The 18,649-nt window shown below is 46.3% G+C and carries 17 protein-coding genes and 1 pseudogene; 2 read left to right on the top strand and 16 right to left on the bottom strand.

Translation table 11 applies throughout. From position 1 onward, the window contains the following. Positions 1–28: 28 nt before the first annotated feature. The 15 genes and pseudogenes from QMG27_RS01355 to rfaH form a co-directional block, all read right to left on the bottom strand. Complete coding sequence (locus QMG27_RS01355) at positions 29–1,516, bottom strand: hypothetical protein (protein WP_281812383.1); 1,488 nt, start codon at positions 1,514–1,516, stop codon at positions 29–31. Positions 1,517–1,524: 8 nt separating this feature from the next. Beyond that, positions 1,525–2,268: a glycosyltransferase family 2 protein gene (locus QMG27_RS01350; protein WP_281812381.1), complete on the bottom strand. Its 744-nt coding sequence runs from the start codon at positions 2,266–2,268 to the stop codon at positions 1,525–1,527. A gap of 496 nt (positions 2,269–2,764) precedes the next feature. After that, complete coding sequence (locus QMG27_RS01345) at positions 2,765–3,667, bottom strand: rhamnan synthesis F family protein (protein ID WP_281812379.1); 903 nt, start codon at positions 3,665–3,667, stop codon at positions 2,765–2,767. A gap of 141 nt (positions 3,668–3,808) precedes the next feature. Further along, a complete protein-coding gene (locus QMG27_RS01340; protein ID WP_281812377.1) occupies positions 3,809–5,260 on the bottom strand; it encodes a mannose-1-phosphate guanylyltransferase/mannose-6-phosphate isomerase in 1,452 nt (483 codons plus the stop codon). A 371-nt stretch (positions 5,261–5,631) separates the two neighbouring features. Then, the gene (locus tag QMG27_RS01335; RefSeq protein ID WP_281812375.1) at positions 5,632–6,711 is read right to left on the bottom strand and encodes an NAD(P)-dependent oxidoreductase; all 1,080 of its coding nucleotides are present in this window, start codon (positions 6,709–6,711) and stop codon (positions 5,632–5,634) included. Beyond that, positions 6,708–8,138 (bottom strand): GMC family oxidoreductase N-terminal domain-containing protein, encoded by a 1,431-nt coding sequence (locus tag QMG27_RS01330; RefSeq protein ID WP_281812373.1) that lies wholly within the window; start codon positions 8,136–8,138, stop codon positions 6,708–6,710. The genes QMG27_RS01335 and QMG27_RS01330 overlap by 4 nt, the downstream gene beginning before the upstream one ends. Positions 8,139–8,487: 349 nt before the next feature. Beyond that, on the bottom strand, positions 8,488–8,898 hold the full coding sequence (locus QMG27_RS01325) for a divergent PAP2 family protein (RefSeq protein WP_281812371.1): 411 nt from the start codon (positions 8,896–8,898) through the stop codon (positions 8,488–8,490). Beyond that, complete coding sequence (locus QMG27_RS01320; protein WP_281812369.1) at positions 8,895–9,743, bottom strand: decaprenyl-phosphate phosphoribosyltransferase; 849 nt, start codon at positions 9,741–9,743, stop codon at positions 8,895–8,897. Before QMG27_RS01320 ends, QMG27_RS01325 begins: the two co-directional genes overlap by 4 nt. Position 9,744: 1 nt before the next feature. Continuing rightward, complete coding sequence (locus QMG27_RS01315) at positions 9,745–10,089, bottom strand: SMR family transporter (protein WP_281812367.1); 345 nt, start codon at positions 10,087–10,089, stop codon at positions 9,745–9,747. 7 nt (positions 10,090–10,096) lie between these two features. Continuing rightward, positions 10,097–11,128 carry an NAD-dependent epimerase/dehydratase family protein gene (locus QMG27_RS01310; protein WP_281812365.1) on the bottom strand — a complete coding sequence of 344 codons (1,032 nt, stop codon included), beginning with the start codon at positions 11,126–11,128 and terminating at the stop codon, positions 10,097–10,099. An 87-nt stretch (positions 11,129–11,215) separates the two neighbouring features. Then, positions 11,216–11,938 (bottom strand): polyprenyl diphosphate synthase, encoded by a 723-nt coding sequence (uppS, locus tag QMG27_RS01305; protein ID WP_281812363.1) that lies wholly within the window; start codon positions 11,936–11,938, stop codon positions 11,216–11,218. A 183-nt stretch (positions 11,939–12,121) separates the two neighbouring features. Beyond that, on the bottom strand, positions 12,122–13,255 hold the full coding sequence (gmd, locus tag QMG27_RS01300) for a GDP-mannose 4,6-dehydratase (RefSeq protein WP_281812361.1): 1,134 nt from the start codon (positions 13,253–13,255) through the stop codon (positions 12,122–12,124). Next, positions 13,252–14,233 (bottom strand): annotated as a pseudogene (locus QMG27_RS01295) (GDP-L-fucose synthase). Before QMG27_RS01295 ends, gmd begins: the two are co-directional and overlap by 4 nt. Then, the gene (locus QMG27_RS01290; protein WP_281812359.1) at positions 14,220–15,671 is read right to left on the bottom strand and encodes a mannose-1-phosphate guanylyltransferase/mannose-6-phosphate isomerase; all 1,452 of its coding nucleotides are present in this window, start codon (positions 15,669–15,671) and stop codon (positions 14,220–14,222) included. Before QMG27_RS01290 ends, QMG27_RS01295 begins: the two are co-directional and overlap by 14 nt. A 21-nt stretch (positions 15,672–15,692) precedes the next feature. Continuing rightward, positions 15,693–16,202: a transcription/translation regulatory transformer protein RfaH gene (gene rfaH / locus QMG27_RS01285; RefSeq protein ID WP_281812357.1), complete on the bottom strand. Its 510-nt coding sequence runs from the start codon at positions 16,200–16,202 to the stop codon at positions 15,693–15,695. A 90-nt stretch (positions 16,203–16,292) separates the two neighbouring features. Between rfaH and QMG27_RS01280 the strand changes: the two genes are divergently transcribed. Then, positions 16,293–16,772 carry a phasin family protein gene (locus QMG27_RS01280; protein WP_281812355.1) on the top strand — a complete coding sequence of 160 codons (480 nt, stop codon included), beginning with the start codon at positions 16,293–16,295 and terminating at the stop codon, positions 16,770–16,772. 3 nt (positions 16,773–16,775) lie between these two features. Continuing rightward, positions 16,776–17,423 carry a TetR/AcrR family transcriptional regulator gene (locus tag QMG27_RS01275; protein WP_281812353.1) on the top strand — a complete coding sequence of 216 codons (648 nt, stop codon included), beginning with the start codon at positions 16,776–16,778 and terminating at the stop codon, positions 17,421–17,423. Here QMG27_RS01275 and QMG27_RS01270 read toward each other — a convergent pair. Continuing rightward, positions 17,417–18,625 (bottom strand): M20 aminoacylase family protein, encoded by a 1,209-nt coding sequence (locus QMG27_RS01270; RefSeq protein WP_281812351.1) that lies wholly within the window; start codon positions 18,623–18,625, stop codon positions 17,417–17,419. The two genes, QMG27_RS01275 and QMG27_RS01270, sit on opposite strands and share 7 nt — an antisense overlap. Positions 18,626–18,649 lie beyond the last annotated feature (24 nt).

Below are 18,649 nucleotides of genomic sequence, written 5' to 3'. Positions count from 1 at the left end.
ATTATTAATAACATAATTTATAGAAATTTTATTTACATATTTGCCAGTCTACTTTAACAGACTTACAAACATAATTATCATGAATTATTTCCACTAAAGACTCAAGACGACTGCCTTTGTTTATAAACTGCGATGGCGGTACAATGTAAATTGACTCTTTGTTTATAGCAGTTATTTTTGCAACATTAAAATAACGATCATCTTCGCCCATAGCATCAGCCCATGTATTCATCTGATTTTTACATTGCTTGATATCATTTTGTATAAATATTTGAGGACCAAATACCAAGAACGTCACACATTTACAACCGGCTGAATTTTGACCTGTAAGCTTGCATATATCTGAATCCTCAAAGAAAATAGCATCGTGATTTGCAAAAGATTTATTTAACAATAAATTAAACAACAAATATGTTGTAATTATTGCCATTGGAAAAATAATATATAAAATGCATTTAAATTTCTTATTTATGAAAGACCAGCTCTCGATTAAAGCCAACAATACAGCAATTACAATCCCCGCATTTGGCAATGCTTTATATCCAAACGAAACCCGCCACAATCCTCCAATACAACAAAATATTAATATAATGAGCATTACTCTGCTAATGACTCCCTTTTTGAAAGCATAGAATAAAATTCCAAATTCAAATGGCAGGTATAGTAATATCTCCACTAAATACATCGGCTTATCAAACATCAACAAGTTCGCGATAACATTGTTTATTAGTTGAGGTCTTACAGTTTTATTAACATCGACAACCCAATATTTCAAGTTATGTATTTCAGTATACATAATCAGCAGGTATGCACATACCAATATTAATAGCCCCGCAGGAACTAGCTTTTGAGCAATAGCAAAATATTCACCACTCTCACTCGATCGTAGCTTTATAAGCAAAATAGCTAGCGGCATTAATATAAGACTCGGGAAGCCCACACCACAGAATAATATAATAATAGGCAGAGAAAATAGCAAAAACTCAGGGGTCGAATTATTTTCATTTTTATTATATCTAATTGCCAATGTTGTCAATGGTATTGCCAACCAAAAAGCAATTGTTTCTGACATAACAAAAACCAGATTCTGTTTATAACCTATAACAACAATTAAAAGAAAAGTTATTATACTAAGATAAAAGCCATATACACGCCAATAAATTGTGCAAACGAACAGGCTTAGGCCTAATATTGACAAATATACCCAGACAATCGCTGAAAAAGGTGACTGTACAAGATCATTAACAGCTGTTAATTTATATAATAACCCAAGCAATATATATATACCGGGCGCATGTGGGTGCGCGAAATCGGAGCCAAAAATTTCATTTTTTGCAGAATTCATAGCTCCTGAAATATTTTCAGCGAAATCCGGGTATGGAAAATATCTAATTTTATCCCATCTAACATCGCAAGATAAATCAACACATGAAATAATATTTAAAGTCGAAGATGAAGCCACAAGCACACACAATGCTACAAGAAATAATATTTTCAATATATATTTATGTTTCATGATGTGTTTTAAACCCACCAGTTGTAGGAATATTTATTTTTAAGATTTTCAGCGAATATTTTGTCGATAGGAGTCTTTGACATCATCAATATTTTAATTAACGATAAAACATATGATGGCCCATGCTTCAGAACATTAATTTTGCTTTCACCAGCAATTCTTGAATACTCATGAGCTGGCAATTCTAGTATTGGAAAACCTTTTGCTAACGTCTTACCAACCAACTCTTGCTCAATAGTTGTATGTGAAGAATTTAAATTCAAACTTTTAAAGAATTCTTTATTCAAGGCTCGAAATCCATTTTGACAATCTGTCATTTTAAAACCAAACTTATAAGAAATCAAATAATTAATTACCATACTCCCCATCAACCTTATAAAGTGATCAGCATCAGCAAATAATTCACTAGAGCCCCCTAGCATTCGCGATCCCGAGACATGCACAAAATCGCCGTTAATAATTGGATCTACCAAACTCTCAATACATTCAGGATTGTGAGCAAGATCAGCATCAAAAAAACATACTATATTTGTTTTCGAAGCGTTAACCGCCTCCACCAGAGCATTTCCTTTTCCTTTAGAAGCCTGCCTCAGGTAACGATACCCATATTCATTACAGAGCGACTCAGTTCCATCATTAGTCCCTGGATCTACAATCAAAACCTCACAATCAATATTTTTAATCGAAGGAAAAATGATTTTCAAGTTTTCGAATTCATTAAAAGCAGGAATGATGAGAGTAAATTTATGCATTTTTTACCTTAAAAGTGATTTTTTTACCGATTATAACATTCATGAGGAAAGTTGAGAATAACTGCATAGGTTTTGCAATTAACGGAGGGACTCCGAACAGCACAAAGGAGCTGAATAATGTATATCCAATTATTAAAATAATTGTTGCTTGAATCAAAAAGTACAAACCCGATCGTCGACCTATTGCACGAAGTGAAAATGTATAGAAGCTATGAAGGAAATAGCCCACTGTAGTTGCAAACAAGAACGATGAAAGATACACATAAAATATATCTATATCTAGAAACTTCAGAAACAACGAAAAAACAAGAAATTCCGTACTAGCACAAACAGCCGAGACTACTAGGTGCCTATGAATTATTCTTTTATTACTTAAATATTTTTGCTGGATTTTTATCAACAGCCAAGATGGATTTTTCACTTTTCTCTAGCAGTTACTTTAATTAAAATTTACGCTTTGAATTATCATGTCTTGAAATTTATTTTGCAAAATAAATCATACTCGAGCTATGATTGCCTCATTCAAATTATCTCTTTCAATCGAATTCAACTTATTCATGATTTCACCGTAATTAATACTTAATTTCATTTGATTCCTCGTTAACAACTCTCTTTTCAGATAAGGGAAGCCCTCGTGTATGAAAATATTCTCACCAAAATAATGTTGCGAATTAATTTTAGTTAACTCATTAACACCCCCAGGAAAGGAATAGTTAGTAAGCAAATGAGGTATATTGTACAAAGCACGCACACTTACGCCATTGCTCAAGAAATACTGCGTAAGACCAATCTCCCCTTCACGAATTATATTCATCCTTGAATTATATGGTTTGTATTTTTTAATAAAAAAATTAATAAAATGTGATATTGACTTGCTGTTTTTAATATATATAAGTGACGATTGCAGATGGTATAGGATCTCAAAAGATTCCGTCACTCCAACAACATCTGATTTCACCTCCGACAATCTTTCAAACAAATTTGAATCATAAAACGGACCTATAAAACTATCATTCATCAACAATATCTGCTCACATTTTGTCAAATCAAACTTTCGACACAGATCACCAATGCCTCCAAAATCCTTACCTCGATTATCTCGTATGAAATAATTACATTCTGGAAGGTTCTTTTCCAGAATATCCATCATTGATAATTTATTCACATTGCTGTACGTTATAACTAGCACTGGTGTAAAACCTTTTGCGCGCCAATATTCTACGTTATTAATCATAAATTTAGGTATAAAACACCCATGAATATGAATGACATAAATCAACACCTTTTCTGTTGTTTTAAATATTTTCTCATCAGTAACGTTAATTTTCCAATTACTATCTTTATATTGAAATCTATCAATGACACTTTTAATATACTCAATCACTTTTAATATTTTCATTATTCTGTCCATTTCCAACCCTCCCTTACGAAAATTTATAAAACTATACTCCACTTAGTCTTAATTCTTTAAATATGATTTCGACCACCTTACCTTATCTGAAGCAACATGAAGTCTAATGACGTTAATTTCTCCTCCATTTCAGCTGCGCCCATAAGTATCTTCAAAGCGAACAATATCGGTTTCACCTAAATAGCTGCCCGTCTGCACTTCAATGATTTCGAGCGGAATGATGCCAGGGTTCGCGAGTCTATGTAGCTCACCCAAAGGAATGTAAGTGGATTGGTTTTCAGTGAGCGTCAGCACCTTATTGCCGTTTGTGATTTCTGCAGTACCTTTTACTACAATCCAGTGCTCAGCTCGATGATGGTGTTTTTGCAAACTTAGGCTAGCACCGGGCTTTACCTGAATGCGCTTAACTTTGAAGCGCTCACCTTGGTCGATGCTGTCATACCAGCCCCATGGGCGGTGGACTTTGCGGTGCAAGCTTAGCTCCTCTCGCTGTCTTGCTTCGAGTTGGTGAACAAGTTTTTTGACGTTCTGGCTTTGGCTACGGTCGACTACTAATACAGCGTCAGCTGTTTCCACCACGATTAGGTTACTAACCCCTACTGCACCAACGAGGCGGCTGCTAGCGTATATGAAGGTGTTGGAGGCATCGGCCAATAATGCATCACCTTGCATCACGTTCCCTTGGGCGTCTTGATTACCATCTTGGTTCGCCCGCCATACAGATTCCCATGCGCCTAGGTCGTCCCAACCTGCATCTAGAGGCACCATGTGGACGGGGTAAACAGAGCCGGGGCACTTCTCCATGACAGCATAGTCAACCGACTCAGCAGGTACTTGGGTGAAGGCTTCCCTGTTAGGGCGGACAAAGGGAACATCAACGGTTTTGCTATGCCATGATTTTTGGATACTCGTTGAAATGTCTGGGCGAAACTCATGCAAGGCTTTTAGCCATACACTGGCACGCAGCACAAATATGCCGCTATTCCATGTGTGCTTACCACCTGCAAGGTAGCCTTTGGCCACTTCGAGGCTTGGTTTTTCTGCAAATTGAACCACATCATATTCGCCATACGTGCCGACGGAGTCAGACTGCTGTATATAGCCGTAGCCTGTTTCAGGCTTGTCAGGCGTGATACCCAAGATGACGATTCCTCCATTTGCTGCGGCACGGATGCTTTGTTGCAACGCCTGCTGGAACGCAGCAGGATTTTGTACGGCTTGATCGGCAGGAGTAACGACCAGAATCGGATCTTGCCCATCTTCACAGGCTTGCAATGCGGCCAATGTAAGTGCGGGTGCAGTGTTTCGACCAAAGGGCTCTAGCAACAAGGTAGCGTTAACGCCTTTTATTTCACGCATTTGCTCTAGAGATAAGAAACGGTGCTCTTCGTTGGTGACAACTAGCGTATTTCCTATCGAGATGTCGGGCGCACCCAGTTGGTTCACTCGCTCGACAGCTTGCTGAAACAAGCTGGTATTGCCAAACAAAACTAAAAACTGCTTGGGAAAACCCGCACGCGACAAGGGCCACAAACGGGTACCCGCCCCACCGCACAGAATTACAGGAACAACTTTATGCATTACTTTTATCTTCTAAGCTCATTAAATTCTCATTTCGGACTATACCGTTCGCCACCATCAGGAAGCCGAAACTCTCTTAGTTGCTACAACAACCTGCTACGTCGCCTTCCCAAAACACCTCGTGCTTAGAGCGTACCACTCCAGCACTTTTGCGAGGTCAAGGCCATCAAATTGCGGTCACAGGCTCTCTGTGAAATACAGATCTTCTAACCATGCTCCTTGGGATGCTATAAGGTGAGTGGCATGTGGCGATTTTGAGCCAAACTGACATTGCCGTTCATAATGATGGCGTTGTATTGGAGCAATGTGATTGAGGCCTGCAGGCAGCTATCGCCAGTCTTCGCCGGCTAAACATCAAAGCGTCAAACAGATTACAACGATCCATAGTTCGCCAAAACCCACCCGATACTTTTTCGCATACCTGCTTTTAAATCTATAGTGGGTCGATAGCCTAACTCCAGCTGCGCAAGACCAATAGAACAGGCAATATTTTTGTTCATTTCAGAAAGAACATGCATTTTCTGGTGATAGAAGCCAACGCCCTGCAATGACTTATCAATCACCCAAGCAAGGTCAGATATAATATTTGGCAATCGCAGTCTTTTATGAGCGCACTTAATGCCAAAATCATGCTCTAGCACAGACTCAATCGTGTCTATTATTTCGTTCATTGAATAAGGCTGCTCATCGGCTATCCAATACACTTTGCCATTAGCAAAAGGGCTGCTTGCAGCCAACAATAATCCTTGCGCCAAATTATCGATATAGACCATTGATCGCCAATTGTTACCAGCCCCAACAATTGGCCCCTTACCGTCACGAATCATTTGGAAAAACAATGTTTGTCGCTCAGGCTGAAAGGGCCCGTAAAACCATGGGGCTCGTATACGAACAGTTTCCAGCCCGCCATCCTCTTGCACTCTCAGAACACCTTGCTCCATTAACATCTTAGAGCGCCCGTAATGCATATAAGGATTAAATGGCGACTCCTCATCAAACAAATGTCCGGCAACTGGATTACAGCCTATTGGAGAATTTGAAGAAACAATCACAGCACGCTTTAGCTTGTTATTTTTCGCCGCATTCAATAAATTTAAAGTGCCATTCAAATTTATTTCATAAAAATCTTTAATAATCCGAGGGTGGATGATGCCCGCTGTATGAAATAAAACAGCCCCCTCAAACCCATTCACCAAACGTTCACAGTCACTTGGCAAACGAACATCGCCACAAATGATTTCTATATTGCCTGAAATTCTCTGCAAAGCAGCCACATCCTCCCCGGGCAACACCAAAACTCGGATTCTATCGAATGTGTTATTTGGAATAGAGTCTAGCCCTTCAATGCCATGCGCGATTGAATGAACCAGTCCTTTGCCCAGCCAGCCATTAGCACCCGTGATGATGGCTGTACCTCCACTAAAATTATTTTTAACTTGAGTAATGTTCACTCCTCCCCCAAAAAATGCTCTACATTACGACGGGCGAGTGCCATAACCGTGCCTTGTGGATTAACACCGAGAGCAGTAGGAATGATGCTACAGTCATTTATATAAATACCATCATGATCATGCAATGCGCCAAATGAATTAACAACGGTGTTTTGACGATTTTCACCCATTGGGCAACTTGAAAATAAATGAATAGTCATTAGGTTAAGTTGATCCGCCTCTAATTCATTCCGAAATGCAATCATCTCATCCACACTTCTTATCTGACGTGAGTTTTGTACCGCAGGATAGATTTCCGTTGCTCCCGCAGCAAATAGGCACCTTGCCAAATCAACCAAGGCATCTAAAATATCAACCACCTCAGACGAAGTGAACTTATAACGAACTAACGGATCTTTAAATAGAGGCAATGGATTGACAAAACCACGCCCGCCAGTTGTCATCGCATAATATATTGCCATATTAGACCAGTGTGAATCAACAATCTCCTGCCCACCCTTCACATCCATCATTGCAAGCGATAAGTAGGGTGGAGAGCTAATTGAACACCCCATACTGTAACGAGGCGAAAACTCTTTTACCTGATGCACTGGAACACCCATTCCAACATGATTTACCTTCTCTGGAAATTTAGCAACTATTTTGATAGAAGGGTGCATGTGCAAGTTCTTACCTGCCAAACTACTTAATCCACTGCGTCTTAATAGGGCGGGTGTTGCTGTAGCACCAGTGCAAACAAATATTTTATTTGCCAGCAATTCAAAAGGCGTAAAATCTAAACCGACTGTTTTCCAACCGGTTAGAAGCCAGCCTCCCGGCTTTGGTGAAACCTTATTTATTTTAGTATACGAAATAACCTCAGCCCCAGCCTTGATGGCACGGGGGATAAAGGTTTCAGTCATTGATTGTTTGACGCCGCAGCCATCACTCTCATATCGAAACCAACGAGGAACTTCAATTGAGTTCCAGCCTAACTTTTGAGCACCTTCATGCAACTTCAATGAGGCTTTTGGAAGTTGCCCACTAGGTACGTAACTTATTGTCAAATCAATTTCATTTTTTTTGAAGATCGGAATCAGCTTCTCATATGTTAAATTCTTGATTTCAAACTTTTTAACCCATTCATCAATAATATCTGACGGAGTCCTGTGATACAAACCACTATTTACTTCACTACCGCCACCAACTGAGCCACCTTCTATATATGAAACAGCGGGCCTGCCCATGGCCACAGTGATACCACCATGGCTATATTTTTGAGTCATTTCAGCAATGGTGAACGGCTCACAGGATGTGAGCGGTAAATGCGCCCCCTTCTCAAGAATGACCACCTCTTTTCCCGCTTCTGCTAACAATGCTGCTGTAAGCGCACCCCCGGGACCACTACCAATAACCGCAATCTCTACGAATGTGTTGACGCCACTCATACCCCCCACTCTTTCTCTGATGCAACACTAAATATTGCAAGTGTTTGATAAAAGCGCACGAAATCACGACATACTGAAATCCGCGAATTCTGAAAGCCCTCCAAAATTCGCACTCGCTCAGCAAAACCTAAACGATGAAATAGTGCAAAATTCGAAGCAACGATATAAATTGCAAAAAAAATGGTTAACAGCTTAATTGCAATACCAAGAAAGTCAGGCATCGCCGAGCACTGTCGCAAAACAAATCTATGCTCGGTAACAATGTATGGACGCCTTGCTAACGTATGCACCAACGCAATTACCGTCGACTCATATAAATTCATTGTACTACTCTATTTAATTTATGACATTATATAAATAATGTATTTAACGAAAGTGCAGTAGTGCAACCGGTAAATATACCTGCTATTATTTCTAGTTTACTGTGCCCCATACGCTCACGCAAACTTGATTCGCCATTAGCTAGGCGATTGATTGCTGCTGCATGATGCCCCACCGTCCTCCGAAGACTATTCGCGTCCATAGTGACAATAAACACCAACGTCAAAGCAACTCCAAAAGGCGCAGAATCTAAACCTTCTCGCATGCCAACCATACACGCTATGCTTGAAACAATCGCACTGTGGTTACTTGGCATGCCGCCATAACCTATTAAATCAAAAGCCAGTTTTTTTTCACGCAAACAATTAATTAAAAATTTAATTACTCCCACAATAAACCAAGAAGCAAAAGGAGTGGCGATGTATACCCATGTTCTCATATAATTGGACCGTGCAGTAAAGACCAGGCGGATAGCCCAAGCCAAATTATAATTGTGCCTTGAAGCACTTTATCGTTTAATAACGCGTCCGTAGGCGACTCGCCCGCATCAAATGCCTCAATACAAAACCAGTACCTATACAAACCGAATAACATTAACGGAATCGTTAAGGCCAACTCTGGACGTACTAGTGCTATAAAAAGGCTGTAAAAAACAATAGTGCATGTTGCCGAAAGCTCTGCGTATCGAGTTAGCAAGCCAACTGTATACTTACCCAAGACCTCTCGCGCACCATCCTCAGACTTAATTAATTCTTGACGTCTTTTAATACTCGCCAAGTACAAAGCCAGACACAATGTGACAATAAACATCCAATGCGACACCCCTGAACCAATAGCAACCCCTCCCGCATACACCCGCAACACAAAGCCTATTGCAATTACAAAAACATCAAATACTGGCTGATGTTTCAAAAAAAATGTATACGCATAATTGAGAAGAATATAAGCACCAACAACACCCATCACCTTAGGCATCCAGAATACAGCAACAATAAGTGTCGTGTACAATATCAGCAACAAAACTAGCGCAGCACGGACACTCACTTGCCCAGCGGCTAGAGGCCTCTTCTTCGATTTAGTCGGGTGTTTCTTATCTTTCTCAATATCGCGAAAGTCATTAAGCACGTATGTAGCAGAAGATGCCAAACTGAATAAGATGACTGCCGAAATACCGTTCATTAATGAATCGGCTTGCAAGAATAGCTTTGAAAATAAAAGCGGGATCAAAACAAAGAGGTTTTTAATCCATTGTTCGGGGCGACAAAGACGAACTATTGCAAACATACTAACCATTAGCAAGCAAGATTACACCTGTCAATATCAATAGAATTCCAAATCCCTGATATAAACCCACGACTTCACCCAATAAAATACTTGAAGTAAAAACTAGCAATAAAAATCCGCCCCCCGCCAATACCGGATAAGCCACCGAAACGGGCAACACCTCTAGAGCTTTGGCAAACAATAATACATTAATGCCATAGAAGACTAAGCCTGCTATGAAGTATGGATTTAAAATCATCGTGAGCACCCCTCCCCTGGGTATGCTTGATTTTTTCAAAAGTAGGTTTCCGAGTGTTGAATTGGCAGAGGCCAACAGTATTAAGAGCCAGGCTGTAAGATTTGTCATTTATTAATTAAATAATGCGCTTTATAAGATTCAGTACGCCCTGTTTAACAGCGGATCGATGATGACTCCCGCCAGCTTGGTTTAACACTAGGTGTCTATTTTTTAAGTACCAATCATAACTTTCAATAAACATCTCTGAATTTGAGTATCGAGGACTCCAATTTAATTTTTTTTGAGCCTTTGAAATGTCGAAATACATTGAGCGACCATACATTAAAGAGTGATAAGCGCCCAGCGGCGAAAGCCCTAAGGCACTGGTTAAGCGCATGCCTAACACTGCAGGCGTCATTGGTACACTCCTAACCCTCGAACCTGTTTTTGCATAATCACACAAATCTTCTAAAACGTTGCGCATTGTCCCGAATACGGCCGCACCACAATTAAAAACATCTGATCCGCTGCTGTTACCAGCCAAGATACAAGCCTCAGCCAAATCATCCGAATGCACGAACTGATAAATATTATTACCATCTCCTAATACAGGAACGTTATAGCCTTCCGCTATCCACTCAAATAACATTTGAAAAATCCCTAATCGACCATGCCCCATAATGGTTCTGGGCCTAATAATGCTTACATCTAAACCAAGTGACTGATATTGATTGCACATCAGTTCACCTCTGTACTTTGCTAAACCATAGTCCTCACCTGGCTTGGGTTTAGTATCCTCTGTTACAGGGTTTGCATCTGGCACTCCAAAAACAGCACTTGAAGATGTGTATACGAGCTTATTAACACGCGCCTCGTATGCGGCTTTAAGGATATTTTCAGTCCCCAATCCATTTACTGATTCAAATAACTTTACATCTTTAGCTAAGGGGACTTGCGCTACATTGTGATAAATGACATCAACACCTGCTACAGCCGCTTTGACGTCATCCAAATCGCGAATATCTGCACAGATAAACTTCACACTAGCTGGACGGTCGCTTGCATCGCTTATGTCCAAACTAGAACAATTGAAACCCTGTTCTAAAAGTTTTTTTATTAATAGGGATCCGAAATATCCGGAACCTCCCGTCACCAATGCTTTTTTCATTATTCAACTTTTTTCAAAATACTCATTTTTATGACAAAGCACCAACAAATGTAATGGCGCCTTTTGTATCTCGCTAGCCGTCATCAATCACTGGACCTTTTCGGTCTCACCCACAATCTGCTCCGTCGTCTTACCGAAGCGTCTAGTGCGCTGTGAGTACCACTTAAGCGACTTATCAAGCTCTATGCCATCAAACTCTGGCCACAGCACATCGGTGAAGTACAACTCAGCATAGGCGCTCTGCCAGAGTAAAAAGTTGCTTATGCGTTGCTCGCCCCCAGTGCGAATGAGCAAGTCCACCTCAGGCATGTCTGCGGTGCTGAGGTTCTGCGCTAGTGCAGGCTCAGTCAGTTCGGCCACACTTTGCTGAGGATTGGCTGCTTGCCAGTTCTTTACAGCTTGCAAAACATCCCAACGCCCGCCATAGTTGGCTGCAACACACAAAGTGATGGCGGTTTTGCTGGCTGTGGCCGCCTCTGCCGCGTGGATGCGCTGCTGCAGCTCGGGTGCAAAGCCAGCCACATCGCCAATCACCTTTAGGCGCACGCCAGCGTCGGCGAGGCTTTTCATTTCTTTTTCAAGGTACTGCACAAACAGCCCCATGAGGGTGGATACCTCGTCTGCAGGGCGCTGCCAGTTTTCGGTGCTGAAGGCAAACAGGGTGAGGTATTTGATACCTTGTTTGGCGCAATGCTCTACCAAGGCTTTCACACCTGCCGCCCCCTTGGCATGCCCAGCAGTGCGGGGCATGAAGCGCTTTTGGGCCCAACGTCCATTGCCATCCATGATGATGGCAACGTGCTGAGGCATTGGGGCTGACGCAGGTAAAACTGTCACAAAATTGAAGCGAAATGAAATCAGGCAGGCTACCGCCTTTTCACTCAAAAGCAAAGCCTTCGATTATGAGGCATGCCCTTATCAATACGACGGTTAATTGGCTCAGCAAGAATACTTTGTAACTAGTAACGTGTTAAATTTTTTATCAACACTAGCTTATTCCACACTCACATTGAGTTGGTACCCGTGCTTTTTGAGCAATGCGTGTTTTTGGGCCTCTTGCAAATCGGCAGCCACCATTTCGGCGCACATTTGCTGTACGGTAATTTCTGGCATCCAGCCCAGCTTAGCTTTGGCCTTGGATGGGTCGCCCAGCAAAGTCTCCACCTCGGTGGGGCGGAAGTAGCGGGGATCGATTTTGACGATCACATCACCCACCTTGAGGCCCGGGGCCTTGTCGCCTTTGATGGCTGTGACGGTTGCAGTTTCGTTGACACCTTCGCCCGCGAACTTGAGGGTAACGCCCAGCTCTTCTGCACTCCACTGAATGAACTGGCGCACGCTGTGCTGCACACCGGTTGCCACCACAAAGTCTTCCGCTTGGTCTTGCTGCAGCATCATCCATTGCATGCGTACGTAGTCTTTGGAGTGGCCCCAATCGCGCAGGGCGTCTAGGTTACCCATGTACAGGCATTGCTCTAGGCCTTGAGCGATGTTGGCTAGGCCTCGGGTGATTTTGCGGGTGACAAAGGTTTCGCCACGGCGTGGGCTTTCGTGGTTAAACAAGATGCCGTTGCAGGCATACATGCCATAGGCTTCGCGGTAGTTCACCACAATCCAATACGCATACATCTTGGCCACGGCGTAGGGGCTGCGTGGGTAAAAAGGCGTGGTTTCTTTTTGCGGGATTTCTTGTACCAAGCCATACAACTCTGAGGTGCTTGCTTGGTAAAAGCGGGTTTTCTTTTCAAGGCCCAAGATACGAATAGCTTCAAGCAGGCGCAGGGTGCCAATGCCGTCTACATCTGCGGTGTATTCAGGCGACTCAAATGACACGGCCACATGGCTTTGTGCACCGAGGTTGTAGATTTCATCGGGCTGGGTTTCTTGCACGATGCGAATGAGGTTGCTCGTGTCGCTCAGGTCGCCATAGTGCAGCTTGAAGTTGGCATGCTCCACATGTGGATCTTGGTAGATGTGGTCCACGCGTTGGGTGTTGAACAGCGAAGCACGGCGCTTGATGCCGTGAACAATGTAGCCCTTCTCTAGCAAGAACTCAGCGAGGTAAGAGCCATCTTGGCCTGTGATGCCCGTGATGAGGGCGACTTTGGGTTGAGTTTTCTGCGTCATAGTTTGCTCACAAAGTCTTGATAGGCGGCAGCAAGGCCGTGTTGTAAATCCACCTTGGCTTGCCAGCCCAGCGCGTTGAGGCGCGAACTATCCATCCACTTGCGTGGGGCGCCATCGGGCTTGGAGGTGTCGAACTCGATTTGGCCTTGGTAGCCCACAGTTTGCGCAATGATTTTCGCCACATTGGCAATGGTCACATCCGAACCGCTGCCGACGTTGATGTGGCTTTGCATGGGGGTGGTGTGCTGGTCGTACGTGGCTTTGGGCAGCTGCATGACGTGCACGCTGGCGGCGGCCATGTCGTCTACATACAAAAACTCGCGGCGCGGTGTGCCTGTTCCCCATATGGCGACGCTGGGCGCACCAGCCAACCTGGCTTCGTGGAAGCGGCGAATGAGCGCAGGAATGACGTGGCTGTTTTCGTGGTGGTAGTTGTCGCCGGGACCATAGAGGTTGGTGGGCATGACGCTGCGGTAGTCCACGCCGTGGCTTGCGCCGTATTGTCCGGTTGTAGCTTTCGCAGAGTTTGATGCCTGCAATTTTGGCAATGGCGTAGGGCTCGTTCGTTGGCTCTAGCGTACCGGTGAGCAGCGCATCTTCCCGCATGGGCTGTTGCGCCATGCGCGGGTAAATGCAGCTCGAACCCAAGAAGAGCAGCTTTTGCACGCCATTCTGAAACGCAGCCTCGATGACGTTGGCTTGCATCATGAGGTTTTGATAGATGAAGTCAGCAGGGTAGACGTTGTTGGCATGAATGCCACCTACTTTGGCTGCAGCCAAGTACACCTGCGTGGGTTTTTCTGCCGCGAAGAACGCTTGCACAGCGGCTTGGTTAGTCAGGTCTAACTCGGCATGGGCGCGGGTGATGATGTGGCCTTGTGCCACACCCTGCGCCAGCAAGTGGCGCACGATGGCCGAGCCCACCATGCCACGGTGGCCTGCGACGTAAATTTTGTCGGTCACGTTAGCCGCGCCCATATGTGTCCTCAAAGCGGATGATGTCGTCTTCACCCAAATAGCTACCCGATTGCACTTCGATGATTTCAAGCGGAATGGTGCCTGGGTTGGCCAAACGGTGCACTTCGCCCAGAGGGATGTAGGTGGATTGGTTTTCTGTGACGAGCGTGACCTTGTCGCCACACGTCACTTGGGCTGTGCCTTTGACCACAATCCAATGCTCGGCACGGTGGTGGTGTTTTTGCAAACTGAGGCTCGCGCCAGGTTTGACTTGAATGCGTTTGACTTTGAAGCGCTCGGCTTCGTCAATGCTGTCGTACCAGCCCCATGGGCGGTGCACTTTACGGTGCAAGCTCAGCTCTTCGCGCTTTTTGGCTTCCAGCTGTTGCACGAGTTTTTTAACGTTCTGGCTTTGGCTGCGATCGGCCACCAGCACGGCATCTGGCGTTTCTACCACGATGAGGTTGCTCACGCCAACAGCCCCCACCAAGCGGCTGCTTGCGTGGATGAAGGTGTTGGTGGTGTCGGCCAACAAAGCGTCGCCCTGCACCACGTTGCCTTGGGCGTCTTGGTGGCCGTCTTGGTTGACTTGCCACACGGCGTCCCACGCGCCTAGGTCGTTCCAGCCGGCGTCCAGCGACACCATGTGGATGGGGTAGCTAGAGCCTGGGCACTTTTCCATGACGGCGTAGTCGACCGACTCAGACGGCACTTGGGCAAAGGCTTCTTTGCTGGGGCGCACAAAAGGTGCATCGATGGTTTTGCCTTGCCATGCTGCTTGTGTGGCTGTGGCGATGTCTGGGCGGAAGTGCTGCAGGGCTTTGAGCCATGTGCTGGCACGCAGCACAAACATGCCGCTGTTCCAAGTGTGTTGCCCACCGGCTAGGTATGCCTGGGCCACCTCTAGGCTTGGCTTTTCGGCAAACTGCGCCACGGTGTATTCACCCTGCGCACCGGCTGTGCCGGACTGCTGGATGTAGCCGTAGCCAGTTTCGGGCTTGTCGGGCGTGATGCCCAAAATAACGATGCCGCCATTTGCCGCCGCACGAATGCTTTGCTGCAGCGCCTGCTGAAACGCTGCGGGGTTTTGCACGGTTTGGTCGGCGGGGGTGACAACCAAAATGGGGTCTTGGTCGCCTTCAGTGGCTTGCAAGGCCGCCAAGGTGAGTGCGGGGGCAGTGTTGCGGCCTGTGGGCTCTAGCAGCAGGGTGGCGTTGACGCCTTTGATTTCGCGCAGCTGTTCTAGCGACAAAAAGCGGTGCTCTTCGTTGGTGACCACCAAAGTGTTGCCCACGGTGATGTCTGCAGCTCCCAGTTGGTTCACGCGCTCAACCGCTTGCTGAAACAAGCTGGTGTTGCCCGATAAAACCAAGAACTGCTTGGGAAAGCCCGCACGCGACAAAGGCCACAAACGTGTGCCTGAGCCGCCACAAAGAATGACAGGAAGAACTTGATGCATTTGAGAATTATCGCCGTGAAGCTAGACCACACGCAGGCTCTCGACCGCCATGCGCAGTTTTTGCGGCTGCCCCAGCAAATCTACTAACACAAAGGCTCGGGTTTCGCCATCGTGGGCGATGTATTTACCCTCTAAGCCCTGCAGCGGGCCGCTAGCAATTTGCACGTTGTCGCCCGGAGCAAACATGCGTTCAAGGGTTTCGGGTGGCGCTTCTTTTAAGAAGGCGATGAACTCGGGCGGCACTTTGGCGGGCTGTGGCCCAAAGCTGACCAACTTGCTCACACCCAAGGTAGAACGGATGGGCCCCCAGTTTTGATTTTGGTCATCGAGCTCAATGAACAGATAACGGCTGAACATGGGCTCGGTGATGGTCTGCACTTTTTGGTTGCGCAACTTTTGCACCTGCATGGTGGGCAAGAAGCAATTGAAGCCTTGGTTTTGCAGGTTTTCAAGGGCTCGGTTTTCTTGGCGGGGCTTGGTGTGGACCACGTACCAAGCGGTGCTGTTTGTCTCGGGTTTGTCGCTACTCATTGTTAGGGAAGTCTAACTAAACTTCATGTGGTGTTTCGACGCACTCGGCGTTAAAGTGCAGTTTTATGTTTTGTTTGAAAGCCTGTACAGATGTCTACCAAAAACCCATTCGATCCAGCAGCCATGTCTGACAACGTGAAAGAACAAGCCCAGCAAATTTGGCTGGCAGGCTTGGGTGCGTTTGCCAAAGCGCAGCAAGACGGTACCAAAGCATTTGAGAAGTTGGTAAGCGATGGCATCAGCATGCAGCGCAAAGCCCACAGCACCGCTGAAGAAAAACTGGCCGAGGCCACACAAAAAGCCACGCAAGCAGCCCACACCCTGAGCGAACGTGCCACTGGCCAATGGGGCAAGCTGGAGGGTATTTTTGAAGATCGCGTGGCCAAGGCGTTGCACAGCTTGGGCTTGCCATCAGCCGCCGAAATGAAGGCCTTGCATGCGCGTGTGGCGGCACTTGAAGCGCAACTGGGTACTAAGCCCAAAGCTGCAACCAAACCCAAAGCAGCGACCAAGCCTGCGGCTAAGGCTGCCGCGAAGAAAGCGCCAGCGAAGAAAACAGCCAAGAAATAATTGATGACAAAGAAAGCGCCACGCCGTACCGCAGAGCGGATTTTGGAGGTCACGCTCGACCTCTTTAACCGCTTTGGTGAGCCTAATGTGTCGACCACATTGATCTCGTCTGAGCTCAACATCAGCCCTGGCAACCTGTACTACCACTACCCCGCCAAGGAGGAGCTGGTCACGGCGCTTTTTAACCGCTACGAGTCGGCACTGAATGAGTTGCTCAACGCTGCCCCGGGCGTGCACGACGTGGAAGACGCTTGGTTTTTCATGCACACCTTGTTTGAGTTGGTGTGGCAATACCGGTTTTTGTACCGCGATTTGAACGACTTGCTGAGCAAGAACCGCAAGCTGGAAACCCATATCAAAGATGCGCTGCTGCACAAGACCACCGCGTTTCGAACATTGCTAGACAGCCTAGCGCACGATGGCGCGTTGGCCATCACGGTGTCAGAGCGCGAAGCCACCGCCACGCACATGGTGGTGATGCTGACCTGGTGGCTGAGCTACGAATACGTGCGCGATCCGCGCCATGCGCTAGAGCCCGAAAGCGCGCAAGCATCACTGCTGCGCGGAGCTAAGAGTGTGCTGGGCTTGCTGTTGCCTTATGCAACAGATGAACACAAAGCGCATTTGAACGCGCTGCTGTCTGCTTACTGACCCCGATTAAGGGGATCAACGCAGTATGCGGCTTCTACGAGTTTGACCCAATAGGTGGCCCCCATGGGAATGAGGGCGTCATTGAAGTCGTAGCTGGGGTTGTGCAGGGTGCATGGGCCTTCGCCGTGGCCGATTTCGCGGTGTAGGCCATCGCCATTGCCAATGAAGCAATATGCGCCAGGCTTGGCTTGCAGCATGTACGAGAAGTCTTCCGCGCCCATGGTGGGTTCTTGAGGCAACACATTGGCGGCGCCAACAATGTCGGTCATCACCTCGCGAGCAAATTCAGTTTCAGCGGGGTGGTTGATGGTGGGCGGATAGTTCCGTTCAAACTCGAACGTGCATGTCGCACCAAAGGCGGCGCTGGTGTGGGCGGCTACATCGCGCATGCGTTGCTCGATCATGTCTAGCACTTCCACACTGAAGGTGCGCACCGTGCCTTGCAGCTCGCAGTGGTCGGGCACCACGTTGGTGGCTTCGCCTGCGTTGATCATGGTGACGGAGATGACGCCTGCATCGACTGGCTTTTTGTTCCGGCTGACGATGGTTTGAAAGGCTTGCACCATTTGGCATGCGATCACCACGGGGTCAATGCCGTTGTGCGGCAACGCGGCGTGGCAGCCTTTGCCGTGGATGGTGATTTTGAATTCGTTGCTTGAGGCCATCACAGGGCCAGCGCTCAGCGCAAACTGCCCTTCTTTGAGGCCCGGCCAGTTGTGCATGCCGTAGACGGCTTGCATGGGGAATTTGTCAAACAAGCCATCGCGAATCATTTCACGAGCGCCACCACCGCCTTCTTCGGCGGGTTGGAAGATGAAGTACACAGTACCGTCAAAGTCTTGGTGCTTTGACAAATATTGCGCCGCTGCCAAGAGCATGGCCACATGGCCGTCATGCCCGCAGGCGTGCATCTTGCCGGCATGTTGACTGGCGTGGGCAAATTGGTTGAACTCTTGCATGGGCAAGGCGTCCATGTCTGCACGCAGGCCAATGGCACGGTCGCTGGTGCCACATTTCAAGATGCCCACCACACCCGTTTTACCCATGCCGCGATGCACGGGAATGCCCCACTCGGTCAGCTTTTGCGCGACAACATCTGCGGTGCGAATTTCTTCAAAGCACAGCTCGGGATGGGCATGGATGTCGCGGCGAATGGCCGCGATGTTGGGCGCTTGCGTTACGAGGGAATCGATGACTTTCATGGCTCTGAGTCTAGCCGCTGCCTA

This window comes from Limnohabitans sp. MORI2 (assembly GCF_027925025.1).
In the GTDB taxonomy this organism is placed as follows: domain Bacteria; phylum Pseudomonadota; class Gammaproteobacteria; order Burkholderiales; family Burkholderiaceae_C; genus Limnohabitans.
This window is presented reverse-complemented; position numbering and strand designations above follow the sequence as displayed.